Genomic DNA, 17906 nt, shown 5'->3' with positions numbered 1-17906 from the left:
CGGACCCATGTTTGCCTCGCTTCACACAGCCCGCCTCGCGACCCGCGGCGTGCAGGCGGGCGGGAGCCTTCAGCGCCTCGTCGCCCGCGCCCATCTTGCCCTCGCCGCGCACCGGCAGCGCCGGGCCCTTGCCCATCTCGACCCGCATCTTCTGGCCGATGTGGGCCTGACCGTCGACGAGGCCCGGGCCGAGGCCGCGCGTCCCCTCTGGGACGTGCCCTCGAACTGGCGCCGCTGAGACCCATCGCCACGGCCATGGCCCCCGGTTCTGCCCGGAAATCCTTGAATTGCGGGGCCAGCTTTCCAATATAGGCGTCAAACGTGTCCGGTGGGCCGGACAGGATGACGGTCAACAAGGAGAGTACGAGATGGCTGACTATCAGACGGTGCGTTCGGTCGGCGCAGGCGCCCGGGCGGCCAGGATCGACGAGGGCCTGCGCGCCCACATGAACAAGGTCTACGGACTCATGTCGGTCGGGATGCTCCTTACCGGCGGCGTGGCCTGGGCCTTCGGCACCAGCGAGCAGCTGTTCTCGCTGCTGCGCGACCCGGTGACGATGAGCCCGAACATCCTGGGCTGGATCGTCATGTTCGCCCCGCTCATCATGGTCTTCGCCTTCGGCGCCGTGCTGAACCGGCTGAGCCAGGCGGCGGCGCAGCTGTTTTTCTATGCCTATGCGGCGGTGATGGGCCTGTCGCTGAGCTGGATCTTCGTGGCCTTCACCGGCGTCTCGATCGCGCAGACCTTCCTGATCACGGCGATCGCCTTCGCGAGCCTGTCGCTCTTCGGCTACACGACGAAGAAGGACCTCTCCGGCTTCGGCACCTTCCTCATCATGGGCGTGGTCGGCCTTCTGGTCGCGATGGTCGTGAACATCTTCCTCGCCTCGTCTGCGCTGGCCTTCGCGATCTCGGTGATCGGCGTGCTGATCTTTGCGGGCCTTACCGCCTATGACACGCAGAACATCAAGAACACCTACCTCCAGCACGCCCACACCGGCGATGCGGAGTGGCTGGGCAAGGCCGCCATCATGGGCGCGCTGCAGCTCTACCTCGACTTCATCAACCTCTTCATGTTCCTGCTGCAATTCATGGGCAACCGCGAGTAACAGCAGCACGGACGCCACGAACGGGGGCCGGTCTTCGGACCGGCCCTTTTTCATGGTGCGCGCAGCATCCGTTCGCTCGGGAAGGCCACGCCGGGGCCGAGCGGCACCGAGACTTCCCCCAGCCGGCGAAAGCCCATCCGCTCGTAGAAGGGAACGGCCGTGCGCGTGGCGAGGCAATGGAGGCGGAGGATGCCCTCGGCCGCAGCCTGCGCGATCGAGCGGCTAAGCAGCGCCGAGGCGATGCCCTGCCGCACATGGGAGGCGCGGGTCACGAGATGGCGGATCTCGCCTTCTGCCGCGCCGCGCGGGCTCCAGCCGCCGGCGGCGAGGATCCCCCCCTCCGTCTCCGCCAGCCAGTAGCGCCCGGAGGCCAGAAGCGCGGGCTGTGCACGGGCGAGGCGCGGCACGGCGGTCACCAGCACCGACGGCGGATAGTCGGCCCGGATGAGCCGGGCGTAGCTGTGGGCGAAGAGCGCATCCACCGCCGACAGATCCCCGGGGCGCGCGAGGCGCAGATGCAGGCCGGCGACGGTCACGGGCGCAGGCTCCTCAAATGCAGAAGGCCGCGCCCCGGAGGCACGGCCTTGTCCGCGAACAGGAGAGGCAGATCTTACTTGATCTTGCCTTCCTTGTATTCGACATGCTCGCGCTTGACCGGATCGTACTTCCGCACGACCATCTTGTCGGTCATGGTGCGGGCGTTCTTCTTGGTCACGTAGAAGTGCCCGGTGCCCGCCGTCGAGTTCAGCCGGATCTTGATCGTCGTCGGCTTCGCCATGGTTTCTCTCCTGCAGTCGGCGGGCAGACGCCCCCCGCAAAAATCCCTGAGGCCCGCCTTTTACCGAGGCTGATGCGAGAGTCAACTGCAAAAGCCCCCTGAAATCGCAGGGCCCGACAGATGGAAAGGCCCGCCCGGCAGGGGATGCCGGACGGGCCCCGAAATGGCTAGCGGAGGGGTCAGCCGGAGATGCCGCGGAGCCTCTCCGAGCGGCGGCGGAGCAGCTCGACCGTGGCAAGGAGGAGCACCGACACGATGACGAGGATGGTGGCCACCGAGAGAATCGCCGGGCTGATCTGCTCGCGGATGCCGTTCCACATCTGGCGCGGGATCGTCTGCTGGTCGTGGGCCGCAACGAAGAGCACGACCACCACCTCATCGAAGGAGGTGACGAAGGCGAAGAGGGCGCCGGAGATCACGCCGGGCAGGATGAGCGGCATCGTGACCTTGAAGAAGGTGGTGGTGGGGCTGGCCCCGAGCGAGGCGGCGGCCCGGGTGAGCGAGCGGTCGAAGCCCACGAGGGTCGCGGTCACGGTGATGATGACAAAGGGGATGCCCAGGGTCGCATGGGCCAGCACCACGCCCACATAGCTGCCCGCGAGACCCGTCGCGGAATAGAAGAAGAAGAGGCCCGTGGCGGTGATGATGATCGGCACGATCATGGGCGAGATCAGGATCGCCATGATCGCGCGCCGGTAGGGCATCTCGGGGCGCGAGAGGCCCAAGGCCGCCACGGTGCCGAGCACGGTCGCGACCACCGTCGAGGAGACGCCGATGATGACCGAATTCTTCGCCGCCCGCACCCAGGCCGCGTTGTTCCACACATCCATCCACCAGGAGGAGTCGCGCGGAGCCTCGGGATTGGCCATGCCGAAGGTCAGGAGCGTGTCGTACCAGCGCAGCGAATAGCCGTCGGGATCGAGCGACAGCATCTTCTCGGTGAAGGTGAAGTAGGGCTCGACGTTGAAGCTGAGCGGGATGACGATCAGGATCGGCGCGATCAGGAACAGGAAGATCAGCCCGCAGAGGACGCGGTAGCTGTAATACCAGAGGCGCTCGAGCGGGCTGGCGTAGACGGGAAGAGCCATCGGGCTTGTCTCCTGCGGCAGAGGCCGGGGGCTCTGCCCCCGGACCCCCGGGATATTTGGGCAGAGTGAAGGGCCGGGTCAGCCCAGCTTCAGATTGTCGATGCCGACGAGGCGGTCGTAGAGCCAGTAGAGGACCAGCACCGCGCCGAGCAGCACGGCCGCGAGGGCGGCAGCGAGCGACCAGTTCAGGCTGTCCTGCATGTGAAAGGCGATCAGGTTCGAGATGAGCTGCCCCGAGGCGCCTCCGACAAGGGCGGGGGTGATGTAGTAGCCCACGCCGAGGATGAAGACGAGCAGCGCGCCCGCGCCGATGCCCGGCAGGGTCTGCGGCAGATAGACCCTGCGGAAGGCCGTCCAGCTGGAGGCGCCGAGCGAGCGCGCGGCCCGGACGTAGGAGGGCGGGATCGGGCGCATCACGGAATAGAGCGGCAGGATCATGAAGGGCAGCAGGATATGCGTCATCGCGATGATCGTGCCGGCCTGGTTGTAGATCATCTGGATCCGGCTCGAGTCCGAGATGAGGCCGGTGGCCACCAGCGTGTTGTTCACCACCCCCTGCCCCTGCAGGAGCACGATCCAGGAGGTGGTCCTGACCAGAAGCGAGGTCCAGAAGGGCAGCAGGACGAGGATCATCAGGAGGTTCGAGGTGCGCAGCGGCAGGGTCGCCAGCAAATGGGCCACCGGATAGCCGAGCAGCAGGCAGAGGAAGGTGATGAGGCCCACGATCAGGAAGGTGCGCTCGAACAGCATGACATAGACGCGGCGCTCGGCCGGAGCGCGGACGATGTTGCCCTCGTTGTCGCGGGCGAGATCGACGGCGGCGAGGAAGAAGTTCGGGGAGTAGGCCCGCGAGACCTGGCGCATCGTGCCCCAGAGGTCGGGGTTGGCCCATTTCTCGTCCGCCTCGAGGATCGCCGCGCGGTAGGGTGGCTCGAAGTTCCTGGCCTTCCGCCCGGTCGAGGTGAAGAGCGAGCGGGTGCCCGCCATCTCGTAGTTCACGCGCGTGCCCACGACGCCGATCGTCTTGGCCTCGGCCGCGGCCTTGAGATCGGCGGCGAGCGCGGCATAGGCCGCCTCGTCGGGCTCCGTCCCCGGCTCGGTCTCCGCGAACCACTGCGTGAGCTGCGGCATGTTGGCCGCGAAGCCGTCGTTGTGGATCGAGCGGTGCAGCATCTGGCCGATCGGGACGATGAAGGTCACCACGACGAACAGCAGCAGCGGCAGCACCAGAAGGAAGGCGCGGCGTCGGGCGCGGGCCTGAGCGCGCGCGAGCGCGGATTTGAGCGGGCGCCCGTCCGCGGTGGTGAGCCGCTCGGTCCCGGCGGCAGCGATCTGGGCGGTTGCGTCGGCCATCTTGTCCCTCATGTCAGAGGTGGCGCGCGCCGGAGCGCGCGCCGGTCCGGATCAGTTCGACGCCAGCCAGGCGTTGAAGCGCTCTTCCAGTTCGGTGTCGTGATCGACCCAGAACTCGTAGGACGAGGGCAGAGCATTGGTCAGGTTCGCCTCGGCCGTCGGCATGTTCGGACCCATCTCGGTCTTGCCGTCCTGATAGAGCCCGACCAGCGGCGCCGAGGATTTGCGCGCGGGACCGTAGCTGATCCACTTGGCCTGGTCCGCGAGCGGCTGGGTGCCGGTCGCGAAGGCCACGAACTTCTTGGCCGCTTCGAGGTTCGGCGCGCCCTTCGGGATCACGAACAGGTCGTATTCGTAGACCTGTCCGTCCCAGATCGGCACGAAGGGCTTGTTCTCGCTGACCGCCGCCGCGAAGATCCGGCCGTTGTAGGCCGTGGTCATGGCCACCTCGCCATCGGCGAGAAGCTGGACCGGCTGGGCGCCCGCCTCCCACCAGATCAGGTCGCCCTTGATCGCGTCGAGCTTGGCGAAGGCGCGGTCGACGCCTTCGGGCGTGCCCATCACATCATAGACTTCGGCCGCAGGCACGCCGTCGCCCATCAGCGCCATCTCGAGCGTGGTCTTGGCGCTTTTCCACATGGCGCGCTTGCCCGGGAACTTCTCGGTGTCGAAGAAATCGCCGATGGTCTTGGGCTTTTCGTTCGGGAACTTCGACTCGTCGTAGGCCACGATCATCGAATAGACGATGTTGCCCACGGCGCAGTCGCTGAGAGCGCCGGGCAGGAAATCCTCGGTCGCGGGCGTGCCGTCGGGCGCGGCCGGCAGCATCGCCGGATCGATCTCCTCAAGCTGGCCCTCGTCGCAGAGGCGCACGGCGTCGGACGTGTTCACATCGACCACGTCGACGCTGACGTTCTTCGCTTCGACCATGGCCTTGAGCGGCGTGGCCGGATTGTCGGCATCGACCGAGACCACACCGATGCCGGTCTCGGCGGTGAAGGGCTTGTGGAACGCCTCGACCTGACTGGTCGTGTAGGCGCCGCCCCAGGACATCACGGTGATCTGCTCCGCCGAGGCGGCGAAGGCCACGGCCGACAAGGCCGTGGATAGAATGAGGGCCTTCTTCATCTTGTGCTCTCCCATGTTGTGTCGTTTGTTTGTTGGCCGCAGCTTGGCGGCAGGTCCGTTACTACGGAGTTAAAGCGGATCGAGCGCGCGGGCGTCCTGAGGCGCCCAGCCGATCCTGACCTTCTCGCCCGGCTGCATGACGCGCTGGCCGAGGGTGTTGCGGCACTTGATCACGAAATCCTCGGATCCGGCGACCCGCAGCCGCGTGCGGAAGATATCGCCCATGTAGATGAACTCGAGCACTTCGGCATCGATGAGATGTGCGTTGGGCGGCAGCATCTCCGGCTTGAACTCGACCCGCTCGGGACGGATCGAGACGAGCGTCTGCTGGCCCTTGCGGGCGACGTTCACCGGCGTGGCGTCGATCAGCTCGCCGGTCTCGAGCCGCACCAGCGCGCGCCCGTCGGCGATCTCCTCGACGGTGCCGGGCAGGCGGTTGTTCTCGCCGATGAAGCTGGCCACGAAGCTGTTCTTCGGCCGCTCGTAGAGCTCGGACGGCGGGGCCAGCTGCTGGATGCGCCCGTCGTTGAAGACGGCGATCCGGTCCGACATGGTCAGCGCCTCGCCCTGATCGTGGGTGACATAGACCACCGTGATCCCGAGGCTTTCGTGCAGATGCTTGATCTCGAACTGCATATGCTCGCGCAGCTGCTTGTCGAGCGCGCCGAGCGGCTCGTCCATCAGCACGAGCTGCGGGTCGAACACGAGGGCCCGGGCCAGCGCGATCCGCTGCTGCTGCCCGCCGGACAGCTGCGCCGGACGGCGGTTGGCGAAGGCGCCCATCTGGACCATGTCGAGCGCACGCTTGATCTTGCGCTCGCGGTCCGACTTGGACATGCCGCGCACCTCGAGCGGGAAGGAGAGGTTCTCGCCTACCGTCATGTGAGGAAAAAGCGCGTAGTTCTGGAACACCATGCCGATGCCGCGCTTGTGCGGGGGCACCGTGTTGATCGGGCGACCGTCGAGGCGGATCTCGCCGTGCGTCGCCGTCTCGAAGCCCGCGAGCATCATCAGGCAGGTGGTCTTGCCCGACCCGGAGGGCCCCAGCATGGTCAGGAACTCACCCTGCCCGATCGTCAGGTTGAGATCTTTGACGACGAGCGTCTCGCCATCATAGCTTTTTTGCACATGTTCGAAAACGACAAAACCGTCGTCCTGGGTAGAAGCCACCACCCCATTCTCCCCATCTTGACCGGCAGGTTTCCTGCACTTGTTGTCATTGTTTAAAGCGGAAGGCCCCCACCATTGCAATCTTGTTGTGCACGGTCTGCGGGAGGGACGGCGTCTGCCGCATGGTTGAGCAGCTAGCACGAGAGCCCGCGTGCCCAAGCGACGGGATGCGAACAGAGGGCACCCGAATGCGACCGATCGGTGACGGAAGCGAACCGGCGGCCTGAGCCGGGGCCCGAAAACGCCAAAAGGCGGCCCGGAGAGGCCGCCCTTGGGCGCTTCGTCAGAAGAATGGTGCGGTCGAGAAGACTCGAACTTCCACGGGAGTTACCCCACAGCGACCTCAACGCTGCGCGTCTACCAATTCCGCCACGACCGCACTGTCTTGGCTTGGTGGCGGGTTCTTAGCCAAGCTCGCGGGGGAAGAAAAGGGGTATTTTTGCACCGCGTCAAAAATGCCTTCGAGGAGCCGGCGAGCCCGCCGGCCCCTCGCGCTCAAGTCACTGGCCCAGAAGCAGGAACGGCAGCCGCGCGGCGGCCGAGACGGCCTTGGCGCCCGCCTCCGCCATCTCGCCGGACGGCTGTGCCGCAAGGGCCAGAGCGGGCGCCGGAGCGGAGGCCGCCGCCTCGACCGTCGGCGCTGCCACGGGCGCAGGCGCAGGGGCCGCCACCTCGACCGGAGGGGGCGTGACCGGGGCGAAGACCGGCAGCGGCGCGGGCGTCTGGGGCACGATCAGATCCGCCCGCCCGCCGACCGTGTAGGCCGCTTTCCGAATCACCTCGGTCCGGTCGGGCATCCCCTGCCCGAACACGGCCGTGCCGGACTGGGCCGCGTCGAGCCCCATCTGATACCAGTCCAGCGCCAGATCGGGCCGCTGGCTCGCCCCGAAGCCCTGCGCCAGATGGTGGCCCAGAAGCTCGGCATAGCCCTTCTGGCCGAGCGCAGTCAGCAGGAGCGCCGAGGCCACCGCCACATCCATGCGGTCCTGCGCATAGCCCGTGCCGAGGCAGATCCGGGCCGAACCCGCCAGCTGCGCCGGAGGCCGGCCCGAGGCCAGCACGAAGGCCGACACATCCTTCAGCACATCGTCGCGCGGCTCGAGCGACAGCGCCGAGACCTGATCCTGCAGCGCAGGCCCGAGCGCCTGACACTGGTCGGCGATCTGCTGCGGCGTGAAGCCTTGCACCTGCTTCGTCAGCTCCTCGCTGGCCGAGATCGCGTAGCTCCGCGCGAGGCAGAACTGCTCGCCCAGGGCAAAGCTCGCATCGGTCATGCCGGCCGAGGTCGTGTAGCCCCCGTTCGCGTTGGTCTGCAGCCCGATCGTGTTGCAGTGCGAGGCGAGCGAGGCCATCGTCGCCCCCGATCCCAGGAACGAGGGAAGCTCGGGCGCCGCCGGCGCAGGCTCGGCCACGGGAGCGGGCAGCTCCGGCAGAACGGCTGCGGCAGCCCCGGCTGCGGCCGCCGCGGGGGCCACCGGCAGAACGGGGGCCGTCACGGCCATCGGCATCTGCGGAGCCGGCGCCTGCGGCATCAGCGCCATGGCCGACTGCGCGGCGGGCAGCCCCGCCATCTCGTCGCGCTGCATCAGGAGAAGCCCGCGCATCCCCTGCGGATGGGTCGCGATCGCCTGTTGCACCATCGGACCGCCGGCGATGCCGCGGTGATAGGCGGTGGTCAGGATCGTCCGCTCGTATTCCGTGAGCTGGCCGGTCGGCTGGTAGCCCATCAGCACCTGGAACTGCGACACCGCCGAGCGCGAGCGCGACCCCAGCACCCCGTCCACCGTCCCCACCGGATAGCCGAAGTAGTTGAGGGCCGTCTGCACCTCCTTGTTCTGCTCCCGCTGGGCGCTGGACATGGTGGCCTTGGCCGGGGCCCGGCGATAGACCTGCTGCTGCTGGGCGCGGCGGCGGTTCTGGTCGTTGGCGATCGCATGGCCGATGATGCCGCCCACGAGCGCCCCCGCGATGGCGTCGCCCGCATCCGCCTTCACAGGCTCGGCCGGGGCCAGGCCGATGAGGGCAGCGAGGCTGGCGGTGACTAGATATTTCCCATACATCGGACATCTCCCGGAAGTCGAAGGACTCGGGAAGCGTAACACGGCCATGTGAACTGCCGGCATGTTTTTTGCGGTGGAGAAGGGGATCATAAGGCGATGTCCGCAGTGGAATGGTCGATCCTGCCCGGCCTGAGCCCCTATCGGGAGACGCTCGAGGCGATGGAGAACCGGGTGGCCGCCATCCGGGCCGGAGAGGCCGCGGAGGCGATCTGGCTGCTCGAGCACCCCCCGCTCTACACCGCCGGCACCTCGGCCCGGCCCGAGGATCTGGTCGAGCCCGAGCGCTTTCCCGTCCATGTGGCCGGTCGCGGCGGACAATATACCTACCACGGGCCGGGGCAGCGGGTGGCCTATGTCATGCTCGATCTCGACCGGCGCGGCCGGGACGTGCGCCGCTTCGTGACGGCGCTCGAGGACTGGGTGATCGCCACTCTGGCCGAGTTCAACGTGCGGGGCGAGCGGCGCGAGGGGCGCGTCGGGGTCTGGGTCGTGCGGCCCGACCGGCCCGCGGGCCTCGACGGCAGCCCGCGCGAGGACAAGATCGCGGCCATCGGCGTCAAGCTCCGCCGCTGGGTGAGCTTTCACGGGCTCTCGATCAATGTCGAGCCGAACCTGACGCATTTCGAGGGGATCGTGCCCTGCGGCATCCGGGAACACGGGGTGACGAGCCTCGTGGATCTGGGGCTTCCCGTCACGATGCAGGACCTCGACGCGGCCCTGCTGCGCACCTTCCCGCAGCATTTTCCCGACTGACGCCGCAGGCGGCTCCGGCTTGGCCGGTCGCCTGCCGGGCCGAACCGGGCCTCCCGCCAGAGGCCCGCACGGAGCGCGCCTGTTCGCCGAGGAGCCGTTCTCGTGATCCGGGCCGCAGGGTCGACGCAGGAGGGTGCGCGCCGGTGGCACGCAGGCGCTCGGCACGGCCTGCCGACGAGGCCTGCCGCCCGGGCGAGTGTCCCGCCCGGGCCGGCGCCCGCGGGGTCTCGGGCCGGCTTCGTTTCCGCGACGAGATGCCACCCCCACCAAGGAAGGAGTGGGCGTTTTTATTGATCCAGATCAAAGTGCGGCGTTGCCGGAACAAGACCGGCGCTCTACAGATATCCGGGAGATGCTGGCACGGATCCATCCGACGCCCGTCTGATCGGAAACAGCACGCGGGGAGGCAAGCCAATGGCCGACGCAGCCATCCATGGCCACGAGCACGACCGGAGGGGGTTCTTCACCCGCTGGTTCATGTCGACGAACCACAAGGACATCGGCGTTCTCTATCTCTTCACCGGGGGCCTCGTCGGGCTGATCTCGGTGGCCTTCACCGTCTACATGCGGATGGAGCTCATGGCGCCGGGCGTGCAGTTCATGTGCGCCGAACATCTGGAATCGGGCCTCGTGAAGGGCTTCTTCCAGTCGCTCTGGCCCTCGGCGGTGGAAAACTGCACCCCGAACGGCCATCTGTGGAACGTCATGATCACCGGCCACGGGATCCTGATGATGTTCTTCGTGGTCATTCCCGCGCTCTTCGGCGGCTTCGGCAACTATTTCATGCCGCTGCACATCGGCGCGCCGGACATGGCCTTCCCGCGGATGAACAACCTCTCCTACTGGCTCTATGTCGCGGGCACCTCGCTCGCCGTCGCCTCGCTCTTCGCGCCGGGCGGCAACGGCCAGCTGGGCTCTGGCATCGGCTGGGTGCTCTATCCGCCGCTCTCCACCTCCGAATCGGGCTATTCCACCGACCTCGCGATCTTCGCGGTGCACCTGTCGGGCGCCTCCTCGATCCTCGGCGCGATCAACATGATCACGACCTTCCTGAACATGCGCGCACCCGGCATGACCATGCACAAGGTGCCGCTCTTCGCCTGGTCGATCTTCGTCACCGCCTGGCTGATCCTGCTGGCGCTGCCCGTGCTCGCCGGCGCCATTACCATGCTGCTGACCGACCGGAACTTCGGCACCACCTTCTTCCAGCCCTCGGGCGGCGGCGACCCGGTGCTCTACCAGCACATCCTGTGGTTCTTCGGCCACCCGGAGGTCTACATCATCGTGCTGCCGGCCTTCGGCATCGTCAGCCACGTCATCGCGACCTTCGCCAAAAAGCCGATCTTCGGCTATTTGCCGATGGTCTATGCGATGGTGGCGATCGGCGTGCTGGGCTTCGTGGTCTGGGCCCACCACATGTATACAGCCGGCCTGAGCCTCACCCAGCAGAGCTACTTTATGATGGCGACCATGGTGATCGCAGTGCCCACCGGCATCAAGATCTTCTCCTGGATCGCGACCATGTGGGGCGGCTCGATCGAGCTCAAGACGCCGATGCTCTGGGCGCTCGGGTTCCTCTTCCTCTTCACCGTGGGCGGCGTCACCGGCATCGTGCTGAGCCAGGCGAGCGTCGACCGCTATTATCACGACACCTACTATGTCGTGGCGCACTTCCATTATGTGATGAGCCTCGGCGCGGTCTTCGGCATCTTCGCAGGGATCTACTTCTGGATCGGCAAGATGTCGGGCCGGCAATATCCGGAATGGGCCGGGAAGCTGCATTTCTGGATGATGTTCGTGGGCGCGAACCTCACCTTCTTCCCGCAGCACTTCCTCGGCCGCCAGGGCATGCCGCGGCGCTACATCGACTATCCCGAGGCCTTCGCCACCTGGAACTTCGTCTCGTCGCTGGGCGCCTTCCTGTCCTTCGCCTCGTTCCTCTTCTTCCTCGGCGTGATCTTCTACACGCTGACGCGCGGGGCGCGGGTGACGGCGAACAACTACTGGAACGAACATGCCGACACGCTGGAGTGGACGCTGACCTCTCCGCCGCCGGAGCATACGTTCGAGCAGCTTCCCAAGCGGGAAGACTGGGAACGCGCGCCCGCCCACTGATGCCCGCCTTCTGATGCCCTACGAATGGGTCATTGCCCCGAAGGCCCCGGAGACATCCGGGGCCTTTCCTCGTTCGGGGGAGGAAGATCCTCTCGGCCGGCTTCATCTGTGGCCCTACCGCTCGCTGCCACGGCGCGGCTTCGCGGCCTTCATCGGCGTGACCTGCCTGCTGCTCGCCCTGCCGCTGATCGGGCTGCTGGGCTCGCCCGTGCTCTGGGCGCTGCTGCCCTTCCTCGTAGCGGTCGTGACCGGCATGTGGCTGGCGCTGAACCGCAGCTACGGCGACGGGGAGATCCTCGAGGAGCTGACGCTCTGGCCCGACAGGGTGACGCTGGATCGGCACGGGCCGCGCGGCCGGCGGCAGAGCTGGCAGGCCAATCCGCACTGGGTGCGGGTGACGCTGCACCGAAGCGGCGGGCCGGTGCCCCATTACCTCACGCTCGGCGGCGGACCGCGCGAGGTGGAGATCGGCGCCTTTCTGGGCGAGGAGGAGCGTCTGGCGCTCTGGCCCGAACTGGAACGCGCTTTCTCCCGGGCGCGCTGACGGGCGGGAGGAGCGTCGCAGCGGGGCCATCGAGGCCCCTCGCGCCGCGTTGCCACGGACCGGGAGCCGGAGGCCCGCAGCTTGAACCGGCGCGCCGCGGGAGAAGAGTCGTGCGGGAGCCGCCAGGGGCGCGAAGGGCATGACTGCGCTCGCCCGGACGGGCAGCGTCCCCCATGCTCTGCGAGCCGCCCTGCCCCGCGCATCGCCCGACCCGGGCCCCGCCCGGGCGCAGGCCGCTCAGCGCGCGACCTCAGGGGACAAGGTTCGACCGGACCTGCGGGCCCGACCCGGCCGGCAGCCGTAACCTCTCAGCCCAGCCGGTCCTTCACCATCGGACCCACGGCGGAGAAATCCATCTGGCCGGTGTAGCGCGTCTTCAGCTCGGCCATGACCTTGCCCATGTCGCGGATCGTCGTGGCCTCCACCTCGGCGATGGCGGCCGAGATCGCAGCCTCCACCTCCTCCGGATCGAGCTGGCGCGGCAGGAAGTCCTCGATCACGCCGATCTCGGCCCGTTCCTTCTCGGCGAGCTCGAGCCGGCCGCCCTCCTCGTAGGCCCGCGCGCTCTCGATGCGCTGGCGGACCATGCGGCCCAGGATGGCGGTGATCTCCTCGTCCGACACCATGCCGTCGGCGCCATCCACGCGGGCGGCGATGTCGCGGTCCTTGATGGCGGCATTGATGAGACGCAGCGTCGAGAGCCGGTCCGGCTGCTTGGCACGCATCGCCTCTTTCATAGCGTCCTGAAGCCGCTCGCGCAGAGTCATTCTCGTTCGTCTCCATGGCCATGCGAAACTCGCACCATACAGGCAAGCCTCGCCCGACACAACCACGGCACCAAAGATCAAGCCATTGATCTAAAAGGATAGTTCATTTCTGACGCAGCCTTGACCCCTGGCCGCCCAAACCTTAGTGTCCGCCAGATTTTGCCAAGGAGTCGCGCCATGGCCGCAGCCAGCCCCACCGACAAGCCCACTGCCTGCCTCGCGCTCGCCGATGGCACCATCTTCTACGGCAGGGGCTTCGGCGCCCGGGGCGAGACGGTGGCCGAGCTCGTCTTCAACACCGCCATGACCGGCTATCAGGAGATCATGACCGATCCCTCCTATGCGGGGCAGATCGTGACTTTCACCTTCCCGCATGTGGGCAATGTGGGCGTGACCCCCGAGGACGACGAGACGGCCGAGCCGGTCGCCGCCGGCATGGTGGTGAAGTGGGACCCGACCGAACCCTCGAACTGGCGCGCGACCTCGGAGCTCACCCAATGGCTCGAGGCCAAGGGCCGGATCGGCGTGGGCGGCATCGACACGCGGCGCCTCACCCGGGCGATCCGCCAGCAGGGCGCGCCGCATGTGGCGCTGGCCCACGATCCCGAAGGCCGCTTCGACATCGGAGCGCTGGTGGCCAAGGCCCGCGGCTGGCGCGGGCTCGTCGGTCTCGACCTCGCCAAGGACGTGACCTGCGCCCAGAGCTACCGCTGGGACGAGATGCGGTGGGCCTGGCCCGAGGGCTACCGGTCGCGCAGCGAGCCGGGGCTGAAGGTCGTGGCCATCGACTACGGCGCCAAGCGCAACATCCTGCGCTGCCTCGCCTCGGCGGGCTGCGACGTGACCGTGCTCCCCGCGACCGCCACGGCCGAGGACGTGCTGGCGCTGAACCCGGACGGGGTGTTCCTCTCGAACGGCCCGGGCGATCCGGCGGCGACCGGCGCCTATGCGGTGCCGATGATCCAGGGCGTGCTCGCACGGGACATGCCGCTCTTCGGCATCTGCCTCGGCCACCAGATGCTGGCCCTCGCGCTCGGGGCGAAGACCGTCAAGATGAACCACGGCCACCACGGCGCGAACCATCCGGTGAAGGATCTCGAGACCGGCAAGGTCGAGATCACCTCGATGAACCACGGCTTCACGGTCGACAGCCAGACGCTGCCCGCCGGCGTGAAGGAAACCCATGTGAGCCTCTTCGACGGCTCGAACTGCGGGATCCGGGTCGAGGATCGGCCGGTCTTCTCGGTGCAGTATCATCCCGAGGCGAGCCCCGGCCCGCAGGACAGCTATTATCTCTTCGATCGGTTCGCCGCGGCCATGCGCGCCCGCCGCGCGGCCTGACCCGGCCCACCCGTTCGGCCCTTTCCGAGGCCCGCCGCGACAGAGTTCGCGGCGGGCCTCGCACTGTTGTGCCGGAACCAAGTGGCGATGCGGGACCTTTTTTCGGCGATGGAGGGCCATATCCGCGGCTTCCGGGGCACGGCGCCCCGTCGCGGCAGGGCCCGCAACAAGGACATGCCGATGACCGGATCTCTCCCGCGCCGCCTCCTGCCCGCCCTCGCCGCGCTCGCGCTGCTCGCCGCCTGTGCGCCCGAACCGCCGCCCACCCGCAGCGCCACGCCGATGGGCCTCTCGCCGCAGATCGCGGCCCTTTACGGCCCGGTGGCGGACGGCGAGCGGATCATCCCGGCGGTGCCGCCGCAATATCTCTCGGCCGACAAGGTCCGGCGCGAGGTGGATTATTTCACCGATCAGCCGCCGGGGACCATCGTGGTCGATCCCTATGCGCGCTACCTCTATCTGGTGCAGCCCGGCCAGCGGGCGCTGCGCTATGCCATCGCCGTCGGGCGGGAAGGCCGCGGCTTTTCGGGCGAGGCAGTGATCCCGATCAAGCGGGAATGGCCGCGCTGGATTCCCACCAAGAGCATGATTGCGGAAGATCCCGAGCAGTACGGGCCGTGGAAGGACGGGATGGACGGCGGGCTCTCGAACCCGCTCGGGGCCCGCGCGCTCTATCTGCACAGGGACGGCAAGGACACCTATTACCGGATCCACGGCACCAACGATGTCTCCTCGATCGGCAAGGCCACCTCGGCGGGCTGCATCCGGCTCTGGAACCAGGATATCCTCGATCTCTATGCGCGGGTGTCGCTGGGCACGCAGGTGGTGGTGCTGACGGAGGCCGAGTCGGGCAAGGGCACGGTGCCCGCGGGGCGGGCACTGCCGCCGCGCGTTGCGGGCTTGAACAGCGTGGCACCTCCGGGCGAGACGGCCGCCACGATGTTCTTCACCGAGAGCTTCTGATCCTCGGAAGGCCCCTTCCGGCGCCGCAGCCGCGGCGCCGGTGACGTCCGCCGGAGATCGCGCGCCATCGTCATCGTGGTTTACGATCTCTTAATCTCGCGGGAGGATGGTTCCGTGTCCAGCGAAAGGGCACGGCCTTGCCAGCACTCCCCGATTCCCTGCCCCAGATCCGGCCGGGCCGCGCGCCTGCAGCGCCGCGCCCCCTGCCCTCGCCCGCGGAGGCCGCGGAGCCGATGGGCGTGATGCTGCTGCGCGAAGGGCATCTCGCGCCGCACCGGATCATGGCGGCCCTCAGTCACGGCGGGCGGCCGTCCGCACCCCTCGCCGATCTGCTGCTCGCCGAAGGCGCCCTGTCCGAGGACGAGATCCTCGCCATGATGGCGCGGCGGAGCGGGCTGCCGGTGCTCGACCCCGCGGCCGAGCGGCCCGATCCCCGGCTCATCGACCGGCTGGGGGTGCGGGACTGTCTGCGCGAGGGCCTCCTGCCCCTCCGCGACACGGGCAGCGCCGTCCTGCTGGCGGCGGCGGCCCCCGAGAGCTTCCGCCGCCACCGGCCGCGGCTCGAGGAGCTGTTCGGCACCGTGATCCCCGCCCTCGCCAGCCGCTCGTCCATCGAGGACGCGCTGCAGGAGCTGCGCGCGGACGCCATCGGAGCCGCGGCCGAACTTCGGGTCGCACCGGAGGAAAGCTGCCGCGACTGGCGCACGGGGCGGATGACTCGGCTCGCGGCGCTGGCGGGCCTCGCCCTCGCCGCGGGCCTCGCCTTGGCACCGGGCCTTGTGCTGCTCGCCCTGACCGCCTGGGCGCTTCTGGCGCTAGCCTGCGGCACAGCGCTGCGGCTGGCAACCGCGGTGGCGAGCCTGCGCCGCCCTCCGCCCGAGCCCGAAAGCCCGCCGCTCCTGCATCTGCCGATGGTCTCGATCATCGTGGCGCTCTATCGCGAAGAGGATATCGCGGGCCGTCTCGTGGCGCGCCTCGGCCGCCTCGACTATCCCCACGACCGGCTCGAGATCCTGCTTGTGGTGGAAGAGGCCGACCGACGGACACGGCGGGCGCTGCTCGAGGCGCGCCTGCCGCCCTGGATGCGGATCGTGGTCTCGCCCAAAGGCGCGATCCGCACCAAGCCGCGGGCGCTCAACGTGGCGCTCGACCATTGCCGGGGCTCCATCGTGGGCGTCTACGACGCCGAGGACGCGCCCGAGCCCGACCAGATCCGCCGCGTGGTCGAGGGCTTCAGCCGGCGCGGCTCGCACGTCGCCTGCCTGCAGGGACGGCTCGACTATTACAACCCGCGCACCAACTGGCTGTCGCGCTGCTTCACCATCGAATATGCGGCCTGGTTCCGGCTGATGCTGCCGGGGCTCGACCGGCTGGGGCTCGTGGTCCCGCTCGGAGGCACCACCCTCTTCTTCCGCCGCGCGGCGCTCGAGGAGCTGGGCGCCTGGGACGCGCATAACGTGACCGAGGATGCGGATCTCGGCATCCGCCTCGCGCGGCACGGCTACCGCACCGACCTCATCGACACGGTGACGGCCGAGGAAGCCAACTGCCGCGCCATCCCCTGGATCAAGCAGAGATCGCGCTGGATCAAGGGCTTCATGATGACATGGGCCGTCCATATGCGCGCGCCGCGGCTGCTCTGGCGGCAACTCGGCCCCTGGCGCTTTGCAGGCTTCCAGGTGATGTTCCTCGGCTCGATCTCGCAGACCCTGCTCGCGCCGGTGCTCTGGTCCTTCTGGCTGCTGGCGCTCGGCCTGCCGCATCCGGTGGCGCCGCTCGTGCCCGAGCCGCTGCTCTGGTCGATGATCGGGCTTCTCATCGGATCGGAGGGCACCGCCATTGCCATGGGCATCCTCGCCCTGCGGCAGACCCGGCACCGCCTGAACCCGCTCTGGGTGCCGACCCTGCATCTCTACAACCCGCTCGCCACCTTCGCGGCCTACAAGGCGCTGTGGGAGCTCCTGCGCGCGCCCTTCTACTGGGACAAGACCTGCCACGGGGTCTTCGACGCCCAGGCCCGCGGCCGCCCTCTCCTGCAGCCCGCCTGATCCGCCGTCAGCGCATGCGCAGCTCGCCCGCATCCACCCGGAGCCGGGTCTCGAAGGCCTTCGAGATATGGTTGCGCAGCGCCGCATAGGCCGCCTCGCCGTCGCGCGCCTCGATCGCCTGCACGATCTGCTCGTGCTCGGCCATCGCCACCTCGTCGCGCCCCTCGGCCGCGAAGGAGGTCGTGGCCATCAGCGCCATCGAGCGGTGCACGAGGTCGAGCTGCTGCACGAGGAAGCGGTTGTGCGAGGCGAGATGGATCTGCTTGTGAAACCGCTTGTTGGCGCGCGACAGCGCCCGCGGATCGCCGCCCAGAAGCGCCCGGTCGTCCTCGACCATGCCGCGCAGCACCCGGATCTCCTCCTCGGTCGCGTGCCGGGCCGCAAGCCGCGCGGCCAGCCCCTCGAGCTCGGTGCGCACGGCATAGAGCTCCGCCAGCTGGTTATGGTCGAGCGAGGCCACGATCAGGCTGCGGCCGTCGCGCGTGAGCATCGACTGGGTCTCGAGCCGTTGCAGCGCCTCGCGCACCGGGGTGCGGGACACGCCCAGCCGCTCGGCCAGTTCCGATTCCACCAGACGGTCCCCGGGCTTGTAGGTGCCGCCCTCGATGGCCTCGAGGATCAGCGTATAGGCATCTTTCTGCACGACGGGGCGGCCTTTCCCAAACGAAGGGTGGAACGTCGCGACGTTA

At 68.3% G+C, this 17906-nt stretch carries 17 protein-coding genes and 1 tRNA gene; 8 read left to right on the top strand and 10 right to left on the bottom strand.

Going from position 1 to position 17906, the window contains the following annotated elements; all coding sequences use genetic code 11:
- The first annotated feature begins 7 nt into the window (after positions 1 to 7).
- Both RSP_RS02405 and RSP_RS02400 read left to right on the top strand, forming a co-directional pair.
- Positions 8 to 238 (top strand): DUF1127 domain-containing protein, encoded by a 231-nt coding sequence (locus RSP_RS02405; RefSeq protein WP_002722811.1) that lies wholly within the window; start codon positions 8 to 10, stop codon positions 236 to 238.
- Between the two features lie 130 nt (positions 239 to 368).
- Complete coding sequence (locus RSP_RS02400; protein WP_002722809.1) at positions 369 to 1109, top strand: Bax inhibitor-1/YccA family protein; 741 nt, start codon at positions 369 to 371, stop codon at positions 1107 to 1109.
- Positions 1110 to 1159: 50 nt separating this feature from the next.
- Here the strand turns inward: RSP_RS02400 and RSP_RS02395 are convergent, their stop codons facing one another.
- From RSP_RS02395 to RSP_RS02360, 8 genes are all read right to left on the bottom strand, one after another.
- On the bottom strand, positions 1160 to 1645 hold the full coding sequence (locus tag RSP_RS02395; RefSeq protein WP_011337053.1) for a GNAT family N-acetyltransferase: 486 nt from the start codon (positions 1643 to 1645) through the stop codon (positions 1160 to 1162).
- 74 nt (positions 1646 to 1719) lie between these two features.
- Complete coding sequence (gene rpmG / locus RSP_RS02390; protein ID WP_002722806.1) at positions 1720 to 1887, bottom strand: 50S ribosomal protein L33; 168 nt, start codon at positions 1885 to 1887, stop codon at positions 1720 to 1722.
- Between the two features lie 179 nt (positions 1888 to 2066).
- Positions 2067 to 2975, bottom strand: a complete 909-nt coding sequence (locus tag RSP_RS02385; protein WP_002722803.1) for an ABC transporter permease — start codon at positions 2973 to 2975, stop codon at positions 2067 to 2069.
- A gap of 78 nt (positions 2976 to 3053) precedes the next feature.
- Positions 3054 to 4328, bottom strand: coding sequence for an ABC transporter permease (locus RSP_RS02380; RefSeq protein WP_011337052.1), 1275 nt, complete (start codon positions 4326 to 4328; stop codon positions 3054 to 3056).
- A gap of 51 nt (positions 4329 to 4379) precedes the next feature.
- The gene (locus RSP_RS02375; RefSeq protein ID WP_011337051.1) at positions 4380 to 5471 is read right to left on the bottom strand and encodes an ABC transporter substrate-binding protein; all 1092 of its coding nucleotides are present in this window, start codon (positions 5469 to 5471) and stop codon (positions 4380 to 4382) included.
- A gap of 54 nt (positions 5472 to 5525) precedes the next feature.
- Entirely contained in the window at positions 5526 to 6629 is a 1104-nt protein-coding gene (locus RSP_RS02370) for an ABC transporter ATP-binding protein (protein ID WP_002722797.1), read from the bottom strand.
- Positions 6630 to 6918: 289 nt separating this feature from the next.
- A tRNA-Leu gene (locus RSP_RS02365) sits at positions 6919 to 7005 on the bottom strand.
- A 121-nt stretch (positions 7006 to 7126) separates the two neighbouring features.
- Positions 7127 to 8686 (bottom strand): peptidoglycan-binding domain-containing protein, encoded by a 1560-nt coding sequence (locus RSP_RS02360; RefSeq protein WP_011337050.1) that lies wholly within the window; start codon positions 8684 to 8686, stop codon positions 7127 to 7129.
- A 96-nt stretch (positions 8687 to 8782) separates the two neighbouring features.
- On the opposite strand from RSP_RS02360, the gene lipB reads away from it, so the two are divergent.
- The 3 genes from lipB (at position 8783) to RSP_RS02345 (ending at position 12098) form a co-directional block, all read left to right on the top strand.
- Complete coding sequence (lipB, locus tag RSP_RS02355) at positions 8783 to 9439, top strand: lipoyl(octanoyl) transferase LipB (protein WP_011337049.1); 657 nt, start codon at positions 8783 to 8785, stop codon at positions 9437 to 9439.
- Between the two features lie 414 nt (positions 9440 to 9853).
- On the top strand, positions 9854 to 11554 hold the full coding sequence (gene ctaD, locus RSP_RS02350; RefSeq protein ID WP_011337048.1) for a cytochrome c oxidase subunit I: 1701 nt from the start codon (positions 9854 to 9856) through the stop codon (positions 11552 to 11554).
- Between the two features lie 13 nt (positions 11555 to 11567).
- Positions 11568 to 12098: a DUF2244 domain-containing protein gene (locus RSP_RS02345; protein ID WP_011337047.1), complete on the top strand. Its 531-nt coding sequence runs from the start codon at positions 11568 to 11570 to the stop codon at positions 12096 to 12098.
- Between the two features lie 308 nt (positions 12099 to 12406).
- Here RSP_RS02345 and RSP_RS02340 read toward each other — a convergent pair whose 3' ends face one another.
- Complete coding sequence (locus RSP_RS02340; protein WP_009563806.1) at positions 12407 to 12865, bottom strand: GatB/YqeY domain-containing protein; 459 nt, start codon at positions 12863 to 12865, stop codon at positions 12407 to 12409.
- Between the two features lie 177 nt (positions 12866 to 13042).
- Here RSP_RS02340 and carA point away from each other — a divergent pair, with 177 nt between their 5' ends.
- From carA to RSP_RS02325, 3 genes are all read left to right on the top strand, one after another.
- A complete protein-coding gene (gene carA / locus RSP_RS02335) occupies positions 13043 to 14206 on the top strand; it encodes a glutamine-hydrolyzing carbamoyl-phosphate synthase small subunit (protein WP_002722785.1) in 1164 nt (387 codons plus the stop codon).
- A gap of 180 nt (positions 14207 to 14386) precedes the next feature.
- Complete coding sequence (locus RSP_RS02330) at positions 14387 to 15169, top strand: L,D-transpeptidase (protein WP_029534496.1); 783 nt, start codon at positions 14387 to 14389, stop codon at positions 15167 to 15169.
- A gap of 137 nt (positions 15170 to 15306) precedes the next feature.
- Positions 15307 to 17217 (top strand): glycosyltransferase, encoded by a 1911-nt coding sequence (locus RSP_RS02325; RefSeq protein ID WP_017140069.1) that lies wholly within the window; start codon positions 15307 to 15309, stop codon positions 17215 to 17217.
- A gap of 7 nt (positions 17218 to 17224) precedes the next feature.
- Here RSP_RS02325 and RSP_RS02320 read toward each other — a convergent pair whose 3' ends face one another.
- On the bottom strand, positions 17225 to 17860 hold the full coding sequence (locus RSP_RS02320) for a GntR family transcriptional regulator (protein ID WP_002722779.1): 636 nt from the start codon (positions 17858 to 17860) through the stop codon (positions 17225 to 17227).
- Positions 17861 to 17906 lie beyond the last annotated feature (46 nt).

This window comes from Cereibacter sphaeroides 2.4.1, assembly GCF_000012905.2.
Lineage (GTDB): Bacteria > Pseudomonadota > Alphaproteobacteria > Rhodobacterales > Rhodobacteraceae > Cereibacter_A > Cereibacter_A sphaeroides.
The sequence above is the reverse complement of the archived record's forward strand: the minus strand, read 5'-3'. Positions and strand labels throughout refer to the sequence as shown.

Coding starts and splice junctions, on each gene's coding strand:
- RSP_RS02405 (WP_002722811.1), top strand. CDS start 8: ATGTTTGCCTCGCTTCACACAGCCCGCCTCGCGACCCGCGGCGTGCAG.
- RSP_RS02400 (WP_002722809.1), top strand. CDS start 369: ATGGCTGACTATCAGACGGTGCGTTCGGTCGGCGCAGGCGCCCGGGCG.
- rpmG (WP_002722806.1), bottom strand. CDS start 1,887: ATGGCGAAGCCGACGACGATCAAGATCCGGCTGAACTCGACGGCGGGC.
- RSP_RS02385 (WP_002722803.1), bottom strand. CDS start 2,975: ATGGCTCTTCCCGTCTACGCCAGCCCGCTCGAGCGCCTCTGGTATTAC.
- RSP_RS02380 (WP_011337052.1), bottom strand. CDS start 4,328: ATGGCCGACGCAACCGCCCAGATCGCTGCCGCCGGGACCGAGCGGCTC.
- RSP_RS02375 (WP_011337051.1), bottom strand. CDS start 5,471: ATGGGAGAGCACAAGATGAAGAAGGCCCTCATTCTATCCACGGCCTTG.
- RSP_RS02360 (WP_011337050.1), bottom strand. CDS start 8,686: ATGTATGGGAAATATCTAGTCACCGCCAGCCTCGCTGCCCTCATCGGC.
- lipB (WP_011337049.1), top strand. CDS start 8,783: ATGTCCGCAGTGGAATGGTCGATCCTGCCCGGCCTGAGCCCCTATCGG.
- ctaD (WP_011337048.1), top strand. CDS start 9,854: ATGGCCGACGCAGCCATCCATGGCCACGAGCACGACCGGAGGGGGTTC.
- RSP_RS02345 (WP_011337047.1), top strand. CDS start 11,568: ATGCCCTACGAATGGGTCATTGCCCCGAAGGCCCCGGAGACATCCGGG.
- RSP_RS02340 (WP_009563806.1), bottom strand. CDS start 12,865: ATGACTCTGCGCGAGCGGCTTCAGGACGCTATGAAAGAGGCGATGCGT.
- carA (WP_002722785.1), top strand. CDS start 13,043: ATGGCCGCAGCCAGCCCCACCGACAAGCCCACTGCCTGCCTCGCGCTC.
- RSP_RS02330 (WP_029534496.1), top strand. CDS start 14,387: ATGACCGGATCTCTCCCGCGCCGCCTCCTGCCCGCCCTCGCCGCGCTC.